The organism is Maridesulfovibrio sp. (assembly GCF_965230075.1).
Taxonomy (GTDB): domain Bacteria; phylum Desulfobacterota; class Desulfovibrionia; order Desulfovibrionales; family Desulfovibrionaceae; genus Maridesulfovibrio.
Window position 1 is genome coordinate 4,421,827 of sequence record NZ_OZ245945.1, and the last position, 15,999, is coordinate 4,437,825.

Here is a 15,999-nt window from a genome sequence, read left to right on the forward strand (position 1 = left end):
TTCGCTATTTTTAGTTATGCGTGAAACAAAGATTGTTTTTTTTAAATATACAGCGGTTGTGCTCGGTTTATTCCTGACTCTGGATATCTTTATTCAATATCAGCTTTATCAGCGGTATAGGAATGACCAGAAATTGTCAGTCTACCATCAGGCTGCAGCAATTCGCGCCCAGCTTGAGAAGGAAGTAAACAGCAATCTTTTGTTGATTCAGGGCTTGGCAGACTATGTTTCTTACCATCCTGAATTTCGCACAAGTGAGTTGGAGAGTTATTGTCAGGGAATGCTTTTCCGCTCAAAGCTGATCAAGAGTATCGGTGTAGCTCCTGATTATGTCGTTAAATATGTCTATCCGTTTGATGGTAATGAGGCTGTAATAGGTTTTGATTACAGGTTTTCACCAGAGCAGTGGGAAAAGGTGAAAGAGGTTCATGATTCCGGTAAAATGGTTGTTGCCGGGCCGCTCAATCTGGTTCAAGGCGGGAGAGGATTGATAGGGCGTGCTCCTGTTTTCGTACGTTCCAATGAATATTTTTGGGGAATTGTTTCTGCGGTTATAGATTTAGATGAGCTTTTAGTTAACGCCGGACTATCAAATCTTCCGAATCTTGATGTTGCTATTCGCGGTGTGGATGCCAAGGGGGTAGACGGTACTGTCTTTTATGGAGATTCCAAGCTGTTCGATTCGGGTAACAGCCCGGTTATCATGCAGGTTGTCCTTTCATCCGGATCTTGGAAGATTGCCGCCATGCCTTTTGGAGGCTGGGGAGTAATACCACCCGGGTCAATTGTTCTGCATGCAATTCTATTTCTGCTCGCCCTTAGTATTTGTTTTACCATTTATAAAATTATTACCAAGAATGCTGAGGTTGAAATGGTAAAAACCAACCTCAGTGAAGCACAGTCCATTGCCCACCTTGGCAACTGGTCTATGGATTTGCTGACTGGAAAAATCTGGTGGTCAAATGAGACATATCATATTTTTGGATTGACCAAGGGCGAATATACTCCTTCAAAAAGAGGTTTTTTTAGCGGATTAGTTCATCATAAAGATCGAAAGGCTGTTAATGATAGCTATATTGAGTCAATGAGAAGTGGAGAGCCTTATTCGCTGGACCACAGGATTGTACGTCCCGATGGGGAGATACGATATGTTTCTGAGCGAGGTAGGTTTAGCTACAATGATGATGGTAATCCTATCCGGGCATATGGAACAGTCCATGATATTACTGAGCGTAAATTGATCGAAGAGGAGCTTAGGGAAAGTAAAACCCGTTTTGACCATGTGACTAATAAGTTGAGTAACAAGCTTGTCTTCTTTTCCCACACCATCAATGGCAAATTTATCCGCTTAAGTGAGGGGATTACTTATTTAGGGTATGGTTCACCTGAATCAGGATTGGGACATAGTTGGACTGAACTCTTTGATTTTACGCCTGAATCCGTTGCGTTGGCGGAGGAGAATAATGCCCGGGTTATTTCCGGTGAGCTTGAATCAACTGAGTACGAAATGAAATTTACAACTCCTGATGGGCAAGAGCGGTGTATGTCCGTTTATGCTTACCTGGCTTATGATTTTGAGCTCGAAACAAATGTTGTTGAGGGAGTTGTTCTGGATATTACTGAGAGAAAAGCTTGGGAAGAAAGGTTGAAAATTTTGACCCGGGCAATTGAGAATGCTCCAGTATCAGTTGTAATTACCGACACTAAAGGAGTAATTACTTATGTTAATCCGTATTTCTGCAAGCAGACCGGTTATTCAAAAAAGGAAGCTGTTGGTGAAACTCCGCGTATTTTAAGGTCCGGCGAGCATGATGAGTCCTTTTACAAGGACATGTGGGAAACTTTAGTCGGTGGAAGGACATGGCGCGGAGAGATTGTTAACAGAAAGAAAAACGGTTCGTTTTATTGGGAATTAGCCTCTATTTCACCTGTTTATAATGAAAAAGGTGAAGTTGTCAGTTATGTTGCGGTAAAGGATAATATAAACGACCAGAAGGAACTTGAACGTCTCAAGTCCGATGTTGATTTGATCATGCGTCATGATTTGAAAACCCCGCTAAATGGTATTATCGGTCTTCCGGGCTTGCTGCGGATGGATGACAACCTGACAGAGCAGCAGCATGAATTGCTTAAAACAATTGAGAATTCCGGAAAGAACATGCTCCATATGATTGATATGTCATTGGATATGTTCAAAATGGAAACCGGAAAATATGAATATTATCCCCTGCAGGTTGATGTAATCAGTGTGGCCAGGCAAGTAGTTGATAATTGCAGGTCGAATATTTCAGCTCAAAAAGTGGAAGTTGAATTAATTGCTTCCGGAAATACTGATCTTTCTGAAAATATTGTCGTTTGGGGTGAGGAAAGATTAATCTATTCCCTAATTTCCGGATTGTTAACCAACGCTATTGAAGCCTCGCCTTCCGGTGAAAAAATAGTTATTGAATGTATGCAGGACGGTAATACTTTAATTTCCATTAAGAATACCGGGGTGGTACCTGAGCCGATCAGGGAGAGGTTTTTTCATAAATATGTGACCCACGGTAAAGATAACGGTACCGGACTTGGAACATATTCGGCTAAGCTTATGGCTGATGCCATGCATTATGATATAAAAATGCAAACTTATGATGAGCGTAACGAAACAGTGATAAGTGTTAATATTCCTGAAGAAAGGCCTGAATAAACGGGATGGTTTTTTCATGGAGTGTAAAAGAAAAATATTAGTTGTCGATGACGAGCCGCACAATATTGTGCTGCTGGAAGGTATCTTGACCAAGCTGGGTCATAATGTGGTCGGAGCTGAGAATGCCGTGGTAGCACTCGAAAAGCTGGACCGCACTTATGATCTTGTGCTCAGTGATGTAATGATGCCGGTAATGAACGGTTTTGAGTTTGTTGAGAAAATCAGGGAAAATTCAGAGACTCAGGATATCCCGGTAATTATGGTTACAACCCTTTCTCAGAAGGGTGACCGCCTTAAGGCTGTTGAGGTCGGGGCTAACGATTTCATAACTAAGCCTATTGATATAGTAGAGCTTAGAGTCCGTACTGAATCCATGCTGCGCCAGAAAGCACAGCAGGATGAAATTAAAGCTTTTGAGTCAGATCTTCATGAGTTGGTGGAAAGCCGGACCCTTGAATTGCGGGAAGCTCTGTTCAAGCTTGATGAAGCACACGTGGAGACCATTCATCATCTTTGCGCCGCAGCTGAGTATAAGGACGAGGAGACCGCCAACCATTTGGTCCGCATGGCCGAGTACAGCCGTATTCTCGCAAAGCAAAAAGGTCTTGATAAGGAAACGGTGCAACTGATTCACACCAGCAGCCCCATGCATGATATCGGCAAGATCGGTATTCCGGACAATGTCTTACTTAAGCCCGGAAAACTGACAGCCGAAGAATGGGATGTGATGAAGAGTCATGCTGTTATCGGTGGAAACATCCTTTCCATGGGCACTTCAGATTACATAAATATGGGTGCGGTTATAGCCTTGAGTCATCATGAAAAATGGGATGGTTCAGGTTACCCTTCAGGTCTTTCCGGTGAAGATATTCCTTTGCCCGGCAGGATTTGTGCTATTGCGGATGTTTTCGATGCCCTGACCAGTAAACGTCCTTATAAGGAGCCGTTTTCAGTTGAGAGATCCCTTGAAATTATGAAAGAGGGGCGCGGTAAACATTTTGATCCTGAACTTATTGATTTGTTTTTTGAAAACCTTGAAGAGATTCTTTCCATTAAAGAAAGTTGTGCTGATTAAGAGTAGTTAGTTTAATTTCTAAGAGCAGCCAAAAGCCGGCTATGCATTTGCTAAAAAATGCATGGCCGGCTTTTTATTTTGTGTATAGCTATGGTTCTGATTTTAGTATGTGAAGTTTTTGTGAACAGTGTTTACAAAGTTAACACTGTTTGCTAAATGCAGTTTATGTCAAAAATAACCAGAAGAGAAGAAGAGCATAAACGGATGAAGCAAAGAATCCTTGATGCAGCACGAGAGCTGTTCGTTAAGGATGGATTTGATAATGTTTCCATGCGCAAGATTGCGGCTAAAATTAATTACAGTCCGGCAGCTCTGTATCGATATTTCAAGAACAAGGAAGAACTTCTTTTAACCCTTAAGCAGGGGGGGATGGAAAAATTCGGGCGAATGCAAAAGCATTTGCCGGAAATCGAAGATCCTTTTCAACGTTTAAGGGAGGGGGGGCGAATCTATCTCGATTTTGCCATTGCCGAACCGGAATATTATGAGCTGCTTTTCAATAGGAGAGCTCCTTCTTTTGCTGATCCTGAAAAATGGATTGGAAAACCGCATCGTAATTTTATGAATTTTAAGGAAACAGTCCGCCAATGCATTGAAACCGGTGTGTTAGGTGATGTGTCGGTTGATGTTGCCGTGGCTTCTCTGTGGGCTTCAGTCCATGGATTGGCTTGTCTTGTTTCAACCGGAAGGCTGCAGAACAGCATGCCCGAGCTTGATATGGACACTGTTTTTGATCAGGTCCTTGATTTTATTACTATCCCGCAAATAGAGCGGGCCAGACAGGGGACAAATAATGAGAGCTAAACCAAGGTCGATTAGTAAGATACTTGTTTTTCTACTGCTTATACAGGTTGCTTTGATAAGTAATAGTTTGCCGAAGGCCTTTGCTTCCAGTACAAAAACTTTCAAAGCTACGCAGGCTTCAAGAGTAGTCACTTTGATCGGATTCACCAGACCAAGAGTGGCTATGACTCTGGTCAGTGAAGAGTCTGCAGTATGCACCAAGGTTTATTCCGATGTCGGGGATACAATCGGCAAGGGTGGGCGTTTTGCAGAACTGGATCCTACCTTCATTAAGCTGGAAATCGCCCAGTTGCAGGCTGATCTTAAACGTTTACGCTCAGACCTGACCTATTACGACAAAGAAGCCAAGCGCTATATCAAGCTGGTCAAGAAAAATACTGCCGCTCAGTCCGAGCTGGACCTGCATATCCGTAACTTTGAATCCGCAGAAGCCTCACTTCGCTCTACACAGCTCAAACTGAATGTAGATCGCGAGCATCTGCGCCGCTATACCCTGCGCGGACCTGTAGGCTGGCGGGTGATCAAGCGTTACATTGAGCCGGGTGAATGGGTTAATAAGGGTGAAAAGGTTGCTGAGCTCGGTAATTTTAAAACTCTGCTCGTTCCCTATGCCTTGACTATCCCCGAACTCAAGAAAATCCGTACATCAAAAAAGCTCACTCTTAAACTGCCCGACCTCGCTATTGAAGTTCCTGCCAAGCTCGAACGCATTTCACCTGATTTTGATCCTGAAACCCGTAAGGTTGAAGTGGATTTTGAGATCAGCAAGGGCAATTTCGAATTCCGGGGTGGTCTGCGGACTGAATTGGATATCAAGATGCCTGATCCCGGTGGGGCGGTAATAGTTCCCAAGTCCGCACTGCTCAAAGCTTATGACGATACTTTCATCGTCAGGCCGGACGGTGTTCGGGTGAAGGTTCTTGTACTCGGCGATACGGATGATGGAAGAGTTCGCGTATCATCACGAGCTGTTAAGTCAGGCGAAGAGTTTCTTATAAAGCCCTAATTCTTGCGTTTCATACAGACTAAAAACAACTAAAAGTTTTTGGGATTCTTAAACCCTTTTTACAAAAAGGGTTTAAGGCCCCCGGCAGGGTCGCCGAAGGCATACATCATGAAAAAATTAATGCGTTTTACTCTTAAGCAGACGGTTTTCATCAACATCGTTTTCATCCTGTTGATGATTGTTGGAGTATTCAGCATGGCTGACCTTCCTGTTGAACGTTACCCCAACGTTCATATGGGCAAGGTTGTTATCTCCGGTTTTTTGCCCGGTGCTTCTCCATCCGATGTGGAAGCACTGGTTACCAAGAAAATTGAGGACGCTCTGGATGACCTTGAAAATGTGGAATATATCCGTTCAAGGTCATTCCGGGAACGGACCAGCATCATGGTCAAATTCCTTGATGATACCGACTATGCCAAGGGATACGAGGAACTGCGCTTCCGGGTTCTTTCAATTCAGAATGATCTGCCGCGTGAAATGGACCCGCCTACATTTACGGAAATCAATGTCAGTGAATGGCTTCCGGTAGTCAGGGTCTGCCTTGTGGGAGACCGCGCTAACCGCGCCTTGTCCATGATGGCCGATGAAATGAAGGTCCAGCTGCGCAAGATTGCAGGCGTGAACGAGGTTGAGGTGGAAGGGGAGTATACCCGTGAATTCCATGTAAATCTCGATCCGCATAAACTGGTTCGCTTCAAGCTGACCTTTGATGATGTGGCGCGTGCTCTGGCAGATGCCAATATTTCCATTCCCGCAGGGGACTTTTCCGCTGCCGGCGGTGAGTATGTGATCGTTGTGGATGAGCGTTTTCGTACCCGTGAGGAGATAGCTGAAACCATCGTGCGTATGGACGGTGACGGATCGTTCGTTACTGTGGGTGATGTGCTCAGCGACGCGCGGGTTTCCTACCGTGATCCTCAGGTGATCACTTCCATTAACGGCCGTAACGCAGTGACACTCAAGGTCGTGAAATCTTTAGATGGTAATGCGGTGACCATCGCTGAGGAAGTGGAGAAAATAGCGGATTCATTTAAGGGTGCTCTGGAAAAGGAAGGAGTTGAACTTATTCTGACCAGTGACCAGCGGCTGCATATTGAAGATGCCATAAATACACTGGGTATGAACCTGTTGGTGGGTATTGTACTTGTCTTTGTGGTTATCTATCTGGTTATGGGTTTCAGAAATGCCATGCTGACCACCATCGGAGTGCCTTTTGCCTTTCTGGTAACCATGATCATTATGAAGCTGACCGGGAACTCCCTGAACCAGATTACGCTTTTTTCCTTTGTCCTGGTCAGCGGGATTATCGTGGATGACGCCATTGTGGTGGTGGAGAATATTTTTCGCCATGTACAGGAAGGTAAATCCCTTGAGGAAGCGGTTGTCGACGGTACATCCGAGGTTTTCCTGCCCGTTATTTCTGCTACTGCTACCACGGTTGCGGCTTTCCTGCCCATGTTGATCATGACCGGGTCTACCGGGGAATTCTTTGCGCAGGTTCCCAAGGCGGTAACCTTTGCGCTTATTGCTTCTTTGATCGAGTGTTTACTGATTCTGCCAGCGCACTTTCTGGATTGGCCCGGTGCCAAGGGATTGATGAAAGAAAGGGAAAAACACACCCGAGAGCCCGCTTTCATGCGTCCCTTGCGCAGATGGACCGATAAGTTTCTTTCCGTGGTCGCCCGGTTCAGGGTCATTTCCTTGGCTGTGGTTTTCGGGGCCTTTGTTTCGGCCTTGTTCATCCTTGGGGTTTCCATTTCAGGTAAGTTGCCGCTGATCAAGATCAAGTTTTTCCCGGATGATTACTCCCTTTATTACATTGAGCTGGAAGGTCCGGTGGCCACGCCTATCGAGGTTACTTCCGATAAGTTGAAGCGTATTTCTGTTTTCGTGGAAAAAATGGGACCGGGTATGGCCAAGTCAGCAACAGCTTTTGCCGGTTTTTACCAGAACGAGGACTATGAAATGGTCCACGGTTCCAACCTCGGTAATATAGTGGTTGAGCTTCCGGCCAAGGATAAGCAGGTTTTTGCTGATGCACCGGAGAATGATCCGGGCGCGCATCTGGAATATATGCGCAAGGAGCTGGAGAAGTTTGCTGAATCGGGATGGACTTTCCGGGTCCGGCCTGAAAAAGACGGTCCTCCCGCTGGTAAGGATATCAACATCAGGATTCTCGGTGCCGACCATGCCTCAGTTAAAGGACTGACTGTGGCGATCATGAAATTCATCAAGGAAAATGATGATCTTGGACCTCATCTGGTTAACCTTGCCACTGATGACGGCACGCCAAACCGTATTTTCCGCTTCAGTCCTATAAATGAAAGGGTGGCAGAATACGGGTTGACCCCGAAGCAGGTCGCTAACATTTCGGGATCGGTGCTGGATGGTCGTTTTGTGGGTGAATTCAGGCTTTCCGATGAGGATGTGGACCTGCGCTTGAAGATTGACCCTCACTACTTGAACACCCCAGAGGATGCCCTTTCCGTGCCCGTGCTGGAACACAATGAAAGTCCGGTACGCATCGGTGATATCTGCGATGTGTCTATTTATATGGAACCGGGGCAGTTCAACCGCTTCATGAGCCAGCGTGCGGTGACTATCACCGCGAACATCAAGCCGGGGTCACGGCTTTCATCCCCTGCGGCAGTGAATATGGTCAGCAAGTTTTATGACTCTGTGCGTACTGAGTATCCCGGTGCTACGGTAAACTTTTCCGGTGAATATGAATCCACACGCAAGTCATACACTTCACTTGTTTATGCCTTCATGACCGCGATTTTGATCATTTACCTTATTCTGGCTACCCAGTTCCAGTCTTATGCTCAGCCTGTGATCATTCTTTCGGCGGTAATCTTCTCGCTGACCGGGGTTATTCTGGGGACGTTCTTTTCCCAGACCATTTTTACGGTGAACAGCTTCATCGCCACCGTGGGGGTAACCGGGGTTGTGGTCAACGATTCACTGGTTTTGCTGGATTTTATGAACAAGCTTTATAAATCGGGCATGGACCGCAAGGCCGCCATGCGCGAGGGAGTGCGTATCCGCTTGCGGCCAATCCTTTTAACTACTTTGACAACTACTCTCGGTCTGTTGCCTATGGCTGTTGGGTTTCCATCATATTCCCTTGTCTGGGGGGCCATGGCTTCAACCTTTGTAACCGGTCTTTGCACTGCGACTTTCCTGACCCTGTTCATTATTCCCATCGAATGGGATCTGCTGATGGGATTTATGGAATGGCGGGAGAAACGAAAAATGAAACGCGCAAGATAATATTGCTTAATTGGCCCCGGACTGATCTTAGTTCGGGGCTTTTTCCATTACTACTGTTTCTATTCCGGCTGGATTCACAGGGCCCGGTTCGGTCTGCTTGAAACCTAATTTTTTGTACAGGTTTACGGCTGGTTTCCCTGATTCAATTTCCGGAGCAAAGGTGGTGACTGTTATGGGACGCTTGTTGCTCAATTTTCTTATTGCATAGTCCAGCAACTGATAACCTATTCCTTTGCCTCTGGCTTTCTGTGTTACAGCAAACCATGCAATATCATTAAGCTTAGGAACAATAACAATTCCCCCGAGTAATTCTGAGGTCGCGTGATGTTCCTCTCTAATGCAGAAGGCAGTGCCGCTTTTAATGGCTTGCTTTAATCCTTCGTGGAATGCCGGCTCATCAGCCATAGGGCCGAATAAAGGCTCTACTTCTCTTGCCAGTTCAATCCATCCGTCAAAGTCTGAAATAGTTGCAGAATTTATTTTGCTCATTCTGGTTCTTCCGTTTTTTAGGTGCTTGAATAAACTTGAATGAAATTGGAACAGGGTGACTCTATTGCCAGAGCCACCCTGTTTTTATTTATTTTCTTTTGTTTTTCATGGTCCTGCGGATTAACTTGGAAAGCTGCTTATCTTTAGCTTTTCTCGCGTGGCGTTTTTTCTCGTCCACCTTACTTTCGATAAAGGCCAGTTCAGTCTGCATATCAGAGTAGTTCTCATAGCGTTCTGTTTCCAGTGAACCGTTGATCAACAACTCACGCACGGCGCAGCCGGGTTCATTCTGGTGGGTGCAATCCCTGAAACGGCAGTGTTTGGCTGCTTCATGGATTTCACTGTAGGTTTCATCCAGACTTTTCCGGCTTCCCCATAATTGGAGTTCGCGCATGCCCGGGGTGTCGATGACCATGGCCCCGCTTTTAAGGAAAAACAATTCCTTATGGGTGGTCGTGTGTCTGCCCCGCAGATCGCTTTCGCGAAGACTTGCGGTTTTTAATGTTTCCATGCCCAGCAGGCAGTTGATGAGGGATGATTTTCCCACCCCTGATTGACCGCTGAAGGCCACAGTAGAACCTTTTTCAAAACTCATTGAAAAGTCGTCTACACCTTCTTTGGTTATTGCGCTGACCATGTGGACGGGAATGTCACCTGCAACACTTTGGGCCTGCAGCAAGGCTATTTCCCTATCTGTGCAGATATCAGCTTTGTTGAGCACGATGACTGGTTGGGCTCCACCCTCAACAGCCATGGTAATGTAACGCTCAATGGAGCGGAGGTTGAAGTTCCTTCCACCATCCAGTCCGCAGACTATGCACAGATAGTCGATGTTAGCGACAATCACCTGTTCACGGTCTCCGCTTCCGGCATTGTTGCGGGAAAAACCACTTGTCCGGTCCAACACATGTTCAATCTGGGCATAATCAGCACATTGTCGGAAAACCACCCAGTCGCCCACTGTAGGGTAATCCGAGCGGTCCATGGCAGTGTAATGGAAATGTCCGGAAACATCTCCGCTGATTAACCCTTGTTCTGAGTACAGGGTGTATTGCTGGCGTACTTCCCTCAATACCCGACCGACACTTAAGCCCTGTTCTTTGTATGGCCGAAACTGATCTGCAAAGTATGAATTCCAGCCTAATTGTTCGATATTCATCATGGCTAGCCTCCCATTTGCTGACGTTCAATTTTTTCCAATGCGATGTTCGCAGGGAAGGGTAATTGTGTAATCAGGCGCGCTGCCAGTGTGAACAGCACTACCTCATTATCGTCGCCTGCAATACGGTTGGTACGGATAAATCCGCACTTCTGGCAGCGATGAATAACTGCACACTCCTTGTTTTCTTTTACCCATAAACCAATGGGTTCCATGATACCCCGGCATCCTGAGCGCCGGTCCCCGATTTTCATGTCCATATGCTTGCTGTGCAGGCAATGGATACAATGGTTTCGGTTTTGCGTCCCGCTTTCCGGTGACGGTACTGTAAGGCCGCAATTTTCACAGATGAACGGGTTGGTATCAATGTGGACGGTTTTTTGTTGTCTGGACATAACTCTACTCCTGCAAACACATAAATGCATTTACCTTATATAGTGAGCTGTCTGAGAACGATTCATTTGGGGTATATCCATGCACAAGGCAATGGGATATCCCTGCTGTGCAAAAGCACAAACCAAATAATCAGCTAAGACAGCTGTATATTAAACTAATCCTGGGTAATAACAGTTAGGTGCTGGGATGCCCCTGTCCTGCGGGAGTGGAATGCCAAAAAAGACGGGTAGAATTAAGCCATAGGCTTAGAATAGAAATTGATTCTAAATTTTTTAATGTCCTTAAAGTGCACTCCTAGAACAGGAACACCCTTCTCACATTAGTAAACATAAAAATCTCCTTTAAAAGTTAATAACTGAGCCCATTTTTCACTTTTATATTAATTTGTCAATAACAAATTAACCGATGCATCCTCTAGTCCTAAAAGTCAGGAAATATATGAGAGTAGAAGTTAATGTCATTTTGATTTTTGCAATATTAAATTCTCTTGTTTTGCAAAAATGAAAAAAAAAGTTCTGGACAGAACCGCATTATCCGCGCAAGTAAATCTGTTTGTGTCTTGTGATTAGTAATAGTGTGCGGTTTTTTATGTATCTCCAGCAGGGATTGTGTGCAGCTATTACTCATTGGCATTTTAGTGTGCAGAAGGTTGCCTTCCTGATTTTTATTTTTCCAGATTGTAAGCTGCATTTTGGATCAGGGGAAGGGCGTTTGGAAGAAGTGTAAAGGGGTGATTGTTTAATATGGATAATTTACAGAAGAAATACGGTTTCTGGACTGCAACCGCTATGGTTGTGGGTATTGTAATCGGCTCAGGGGTTTTCTTTAAGGCCGATGACGTTCTCAAGGCTGCCGGCGGTGACCTGCCTACAGCACTTATTGCATGGCTGATCGGTGGCTCCATCATGGTTGTTACCGCATATGTATTTTCTAAGATTGCGACCCGCATTGAGAAGGTCAACGGTCTGGTTGACTATTTTGAAGAGGCTTATGGCGAAAAGGCCGGGTACATGGTCGGCTGGTTCATGACCTTTATTTACTACCCGACTCTGGTAGCGGTTCTTGCCTGGGTATCCGCTAACTACACCGTGGGGCTTGTGGGCATGAAAGACATGCTCTGGCCTCTGTCCTTCGTATACCTGACCGGATTCTTCCTGCTCAACTACTATTCTCCGGTTCTGGCAGGTAAGTGGCAGGTTTCTTCCACTGTAATTAAGCTCATTCCGCTTGGTCTCGTTGCTGTTGTGGGCGGTCTTGCCGGTCTTTCCAGCGGACAGACCATGCAGAACTTCATGCAGACTGCCAGTGAAATTTCCGGTAGCGGAGGCGGACTTGCTGTAGCAACCCTTTCCACCGCCTTTGCTTATGAGGGCTGGATTATCGCTACTGTTATTAACGCCGAACTGAAAGACGCTAAAAAGACCCTGCCTCGTGCATTGGTTGTCGGTACCATCGCGGTTATGACCATCTACATGCTCTATTATCTGGGTATTTCCGGCGTACTGACCAACGATCAGGTTCTGGCTGAAGGCGACGCCGCACCTGTTCGCGTTATTGAAATGATCTTCGGCAATGTTGGCGGCACCCTGCTGACCGTGTTCGTTATCATTTCCTGCCTCGGTACCCTGAACGGTCTGATCATGGGATCCGCACGCGGCATGTTCTCTATTGCATCCCGTAACCTCGGTCCCAAGGCTTCTCTTTTCAAGCAGGTTAACCCGGTGACCAACAGCACCAGCTGGTCCGCAATCATCGGTTATTTCCTGTCCTGCTTCTGGCTGGTTGTCTGGTACGGTAACTTCCACGGCTGGTGGGGCCAGTTTATGGATGTGTCCGAACTGCCCATCGCGTTCCTGTACGTGATTTACATCTCTATCTACATCTGGGTGATGAAGACTTTCACCGACCTCGGTCCGCTGAGCCGTTACCTCTGCCCGTTGCTGGCTGGTTGCGGTTCCGTCTACATCATCTGGGGCGCCATCCAGAAAGATATGTTCATCCACTTCCTGATCCTCTTCCTGATAATTCAGGCTGTAGGGGCCATGTTAATGAACAGCTCCAAAAAGTAATGACAAAAGCCCGCACTACGCGGGCTTTTTTTTTGATGCCTCCGGCGGCTTAAACCCTTTTGCAAAAGGTTTTAAGAATCCCAAAACCTTTTAGTAGGGCTTCGCCGATTTTTATGTATAATCGTGCGATGGAGGTAATTTATGGCAACACTTGACGAAAAGCTGGCAGAGCTTAATAAGAGATATGCTGCGGCGTTGAGCGGGCGAGTTATAGAGTTGGAAGGATTTCTTTCGGCTTATGAAAGCACAGGGTCTGCTACTGATTTGGAAAAGCTTTATAAAAATGCCCATGCTGTGGCAGGTTCGGCGCGAACTTTCGGTTTACCGGAGGTGACGGTCAAGGCCAAGGAGCTGGAACTTGCTGCCCGCGATCGTGCTGACACAGAAATTTTACAAAGAAAATTATCAGCGTTGAAAGATTGTATTTCTTCCTGATTATTGAAGGGTTTAAAAATAACATTTAACTGCTGTGCATATGGATTCCGAATGGTGAAATCCCTATTTCGGTAATTTTTTATGGTTGCATAGTGTTCTCTTGGTGGTTATAGGCTGCAAACTATGAGCAAAGATTTGATTGTTGTTGAGTCCCCGGCAAAGGTGAAGACTATCAGTAAGTTTCTTGGCAGGAACTATCAGGTTGCTGCGTCCGTAGGTCACGTGCGCGACCTGCCCAAGAACAAGCTTGGCGTCGAAGAAAATGGTGATTTTACCCCCCAGTATCAGGTCATTCCCGGTAAAGAGGATGTGGTCAATAAACTGAAGAAGGCAGCGGCAAAAGCCGACCATGTCTTCCTCGCACCTGACCCCGACCGCGAAGGGGAGGCCATCGGCTGGCATGTGGCAGCCATTATCAAGGAAGTGAACGAGAACGTCAGCCGTATCCAGTTCAACGAAATTACCGCAAGGGCTGTTAAAGAGGCCCTCGAACATCCCCAGCCGCTCAATGAACAGCTCTTTGACTCGCAGCAGGCCCGCCGTATTCTGGACCGTTTGGTGGGTTACAAAATTTCTCCCATCCTTTGGAAAAAGGTAAAAAGGGGTATTTCCGCAGGGCGTGTACAGTCTGTTGCGCTTAAGCTCGTAGTAGAGCGGGAAAAAGCCCGCAGGGCATTTATCCCCGAAGAATACTGGCTCTTCAAAGCCCATGTGGAAGGCAAGAATCCGCCGCCTTTCGTGGCCGACCTCTGGAAAGTTGACGGCAAAAAGGCCGAGATCGGTTCTGCCGATGAAGCCGAAGCTCTGCAGAGCAACATAAAAGGTGTTCCTTTCGAGATTACCGATCTCACTGAAAAGGAACGCAAGCGTAATCCCTTGCCGCCTTACATTACCTCTACCCTGCAGCAGGATGCCAACCGCAGGCTCGGTTATTCCGCCAAGCGGACCATGACCCTTGCCCAGCGCCTCTATGAAGGGGTTGAGCTTGGGGACAAGGGTACCACCGCGCTGATCACTTATATGCGTACCGACTCCGTGCGTATCGCCAACGAAGCGCGTGATACTGCCAAGAAGGTTATTCTCGAAAAATACGGTGATGAGTTTTATCCGGCCAAGCCTCGGGTCTATAAATCTAAAGGTGGCGCACAGGACGCTCACGAAGCAATCCGCCCGGTTGACGCAACCATCCTGCCTGAAGATGTTAAGCCGTTCCTGCCTGCTGACCAATTCAAGGTTTACAAGCTGATCTGGAACCGTTTCATCGCCTCCCAAATGGCTCCGGCCCGCTTCTGGGATACTGTGGTTACCATCCAGGCTAAGAATACCATTTGGCGTTCTAAGGGTGAAAGGCTGCTTTTCCCCGGTTTTATGCGTGTTACCGGAAAGACCGGTGATGAAAAGCTTATCGAGTTGCCCAAGCTGGAAAAGGGCGAAGTGCTTAAGGTCGAGAAAATCGACAGCGAGCAGAAATTCACCCAGCCTCCGGCCCGTTACTCCGAAGCTTCTCTCGTCCGCGAGCTGGAAGAAAAGGGCATCGGTCGTCCTTCTACTTACGCATCCATTATTTCCACCATTCAGGATCGCGGCTACGTGAATCTGGAGGAAAAGAAATTCATCCCCACCGAGCTTGGTTTTGTAGTCAGCGATCAGCTTTCCGAACATTTCAAAGAACTTATGGATGTAGGGTTCACCGCTGCCATGGAAAAGCAGCTTGACGATGTTGCCGACGGCAAGATTGAATGGACCTCGCTGATGAAAAATTTCGTGGACGGGTTCTATCCCACCCTTGAAACCGCTGCCAAGGAAATGAAGCGCGGTGGTGAGGATACAGGGATCACCTGCGATAAATGTGAATCGCCCATGGTCATTAAGTTCGGACGTACCGGTGAATTCCTCGGCTGCTCCAACTATCCTGAGTGTAAAAATATTGTAAACTTCACCCGTGACGAGAAGGGTAAGATTGTCGTTCTTGAGGAAGAACCGCCGGAAGAGACCGGGGTTACTTGTGAAAAGTGCGGCAGTGCCATGGCTATCAAGCGCTCCAACCGCGGTGAATTTCTTGGCTGTACCGGGTATCCTGATTGTCGCAACATCAAGAACTTTGAGCGCGACGATGAAGGCAAGATTAAGGTTGTGGAAACTCCCACCGCCCAGATCGTCGGTAAATGCCCCGATTGTGAGGACGGTGACCTGATCATCAAGCACGCCCGCACCGGAAGCCGCTTCATTGCCTGCTCCAACTACCCGGATTGCAAGCACGCCAAACCTTTCTCCACCGGGGTCAAATGTCCCCGCGAAGGTTGCAAGGGTGAACTGGTGGAAAAAAGCTCCCGTCGCGGCAAGCTCTTTTATTCCTGCGACCAGTATCCGGATTGCGATTACGCAGTCTGGTATCCGCCCATCGACGGTCCCTGTCCCAAATGTGGACATCCCGTGCTGGTCAAAAAGACCACTCGCGCCAAAGGAGAGCACATTGCCTGCCCGGAAAAAGGATGTGGTTATGTTCAGGGTGAGGAAGACGGCTAACTATTTGGTTTCAAGGAAAACTAAACAAAGTCTAGATTTAATCTAGTAAAGTGTTAGATTAAAAAAGACCTTTCCAAG

At 46.8% G+C, this 15,999-nt stretch carries 11 protein-coding genes; 8 read left to right on the forward strand and 3 right to left on the reverse strand.

The genetic code is table 11. The annotated features are described in order from the left end of the window. Positions 1–133 precede the first annotated feature (133 nt). The 5 genes from ACO05Z_RS19915 (at position 134) to ACO05Z_RS19935 (ending at position 8,847) form a co-directional block, all read left to right on the forward strand. A complete protein-coding gene (locus ACO05Z_RS19915) occupies positions 134–2,689 on the forward strand; it encodes a PAS domain S-box protein (RefSeq protein WP_421903934.1) in 2,556 nt (851 codons plus the stop codon). Positions 2,690–2,705: 16 nt separating this feature from the next. Continuing rightward, the gene (locus tag ACO05Z_RS19920; RefSeq protein ID WP_421903935.1) at positions 2,706–3,764 is read left to right on the forward strand and encodes an HD-GYP domain-containing protein; all 1,059 of its coding nucleotides are present in this window, start codon (positions 2,706–2,708) and stop codon (positions 3,762–3,764) included. Between the two features lie 204 nt (positions 3,765–3,968). Then, on the forward strand, positions 3,969–4,568 hold the full coding sequence (locus tag ACO05Z_RS19925) for a TetR/AcrR family transcriptional regulator (RefSeq protein WP_421903936.1): 600 nt from the start codon (positions 3,969–3,971) through the stop codon (positions 4,566–4,568). Continuing rightward, positions 4,558–5,574, forward strand: a complete 1,017-nt coding sequence (locus ACO05Z_RS19930; RefSeq protein ID WP_421903937.1) for an efflux RND transporter periplasmic adaptor subunit — start codon at positions 4,558–4,560, stop codon at positions 5,572–5,574. Before ACO05Z_RS19925 ends, ACO05Z_RS19930 begins: the two co-directional genes overlap by 11 nt. A gap of 108 nt (positions 5,575–5,682) precedes the next feature. After that, positions 5,683–8,847 (forward strand): efflux RND transporter permease subunit, encoded by a 3,165-nt coding sequence (locus ACO05Z_RS19935; protein WP_421903938.1) that lies wholly within the window; start codon positions 5,683–5,685, stop codon positions 8,845–8,847. 27 nt (positions 8,848–8,874) lie between these two features. On the opposite strand, the gene ACO05Z_RS19940 is transcribed toward ACO05Z_RS19935, so the two are convergent. The 3 genes from ACO05Z_RS19940 to ACO05Z_RS19950 form a co-directional block, all read right to left on the reverse strand. Next, the gene (locus ACO05Z_RS19940) at positions 8,875–9,336 is read right to left on the reverse strand and encodes a GNAT family N-acetyltransferase (protein ID WP_421903939.1); all 462 of its coding nucleotides are present in this window, start codon (positions 9,334–9,336) and stop codon (positions 8,875–8,877) included. Positions 9,337–9,424: 88 nt separating this feature from the next. Then, positions 9,425–10,498 (reverse strand): ribosome small subunit-dependent GTPase A, encoded by a 1,074-nt coding sequence (rsgA, locus tag ACO05Z_RS19945; protein WP_421903941.1) that lies wholly within the window; start codon positions 10,496–10,498, stop codon positions 9,425–9,427. A 2-nt stretch (positions 10,499–10,500) separates the two neighbouring features. Continuing rightward, positions 10,501–10,890 (reverse strand): RNHCP domain-containing protein, encoded by a 390-nt coding sequence (locus ACO05Z_RS19950; protein WP_421903942.1) that lies wholly within the window; start codon positions 10,888–10,890, stop codon positions 10,501–10,503. Between the two features lie 744 nt (positions 10,891–11,634). Between ACO05Z_RS19950 and ACO05Z_RS19955 the strand changes: the two genes are divergently transcribed. From ACO05Z_RS19955 to topA, 3 genes are all read left to right on the forward strand, one after another. Next, a complete protein-coding gene (locus tag ACO05Z_RS19955) occupies positions 11,635–12,960 on the forward strand; it encodes an APC family permease (protein ID WP_421903943.1) in 1,326 nt (441 codons plus the stop codon). Between the two features lie 141 nt (positions 12,961–13,101). Beyond that, the gene (locus tag ACO05Z_RS19960; protein WP_421903944.1) at positions 13,102–13,395 is read left to right on the forward strand and encodes an Hpt domain-containing protein; all 294 of its coding nucleotides are present in this window, start codon (positions 13,102–13,104) and stop codon (positions 13,393–13,395) included. Between the two features lie 123 nt (positions 13,396–13,518). Next, positions 13,519–15,921, forward strand: a complete 2,403-nt coding sequence (gene topA, locus ACO05Z_RS19965) for a type I DNA topoisomerase (protein ID WP_421903945.1) — start codon at positions 13,519–13,521, stop codon at positions 15,919–15,921. The last annotated feature ends 78 nt before the right edge of the window (positions 15,922–15,999 follow it).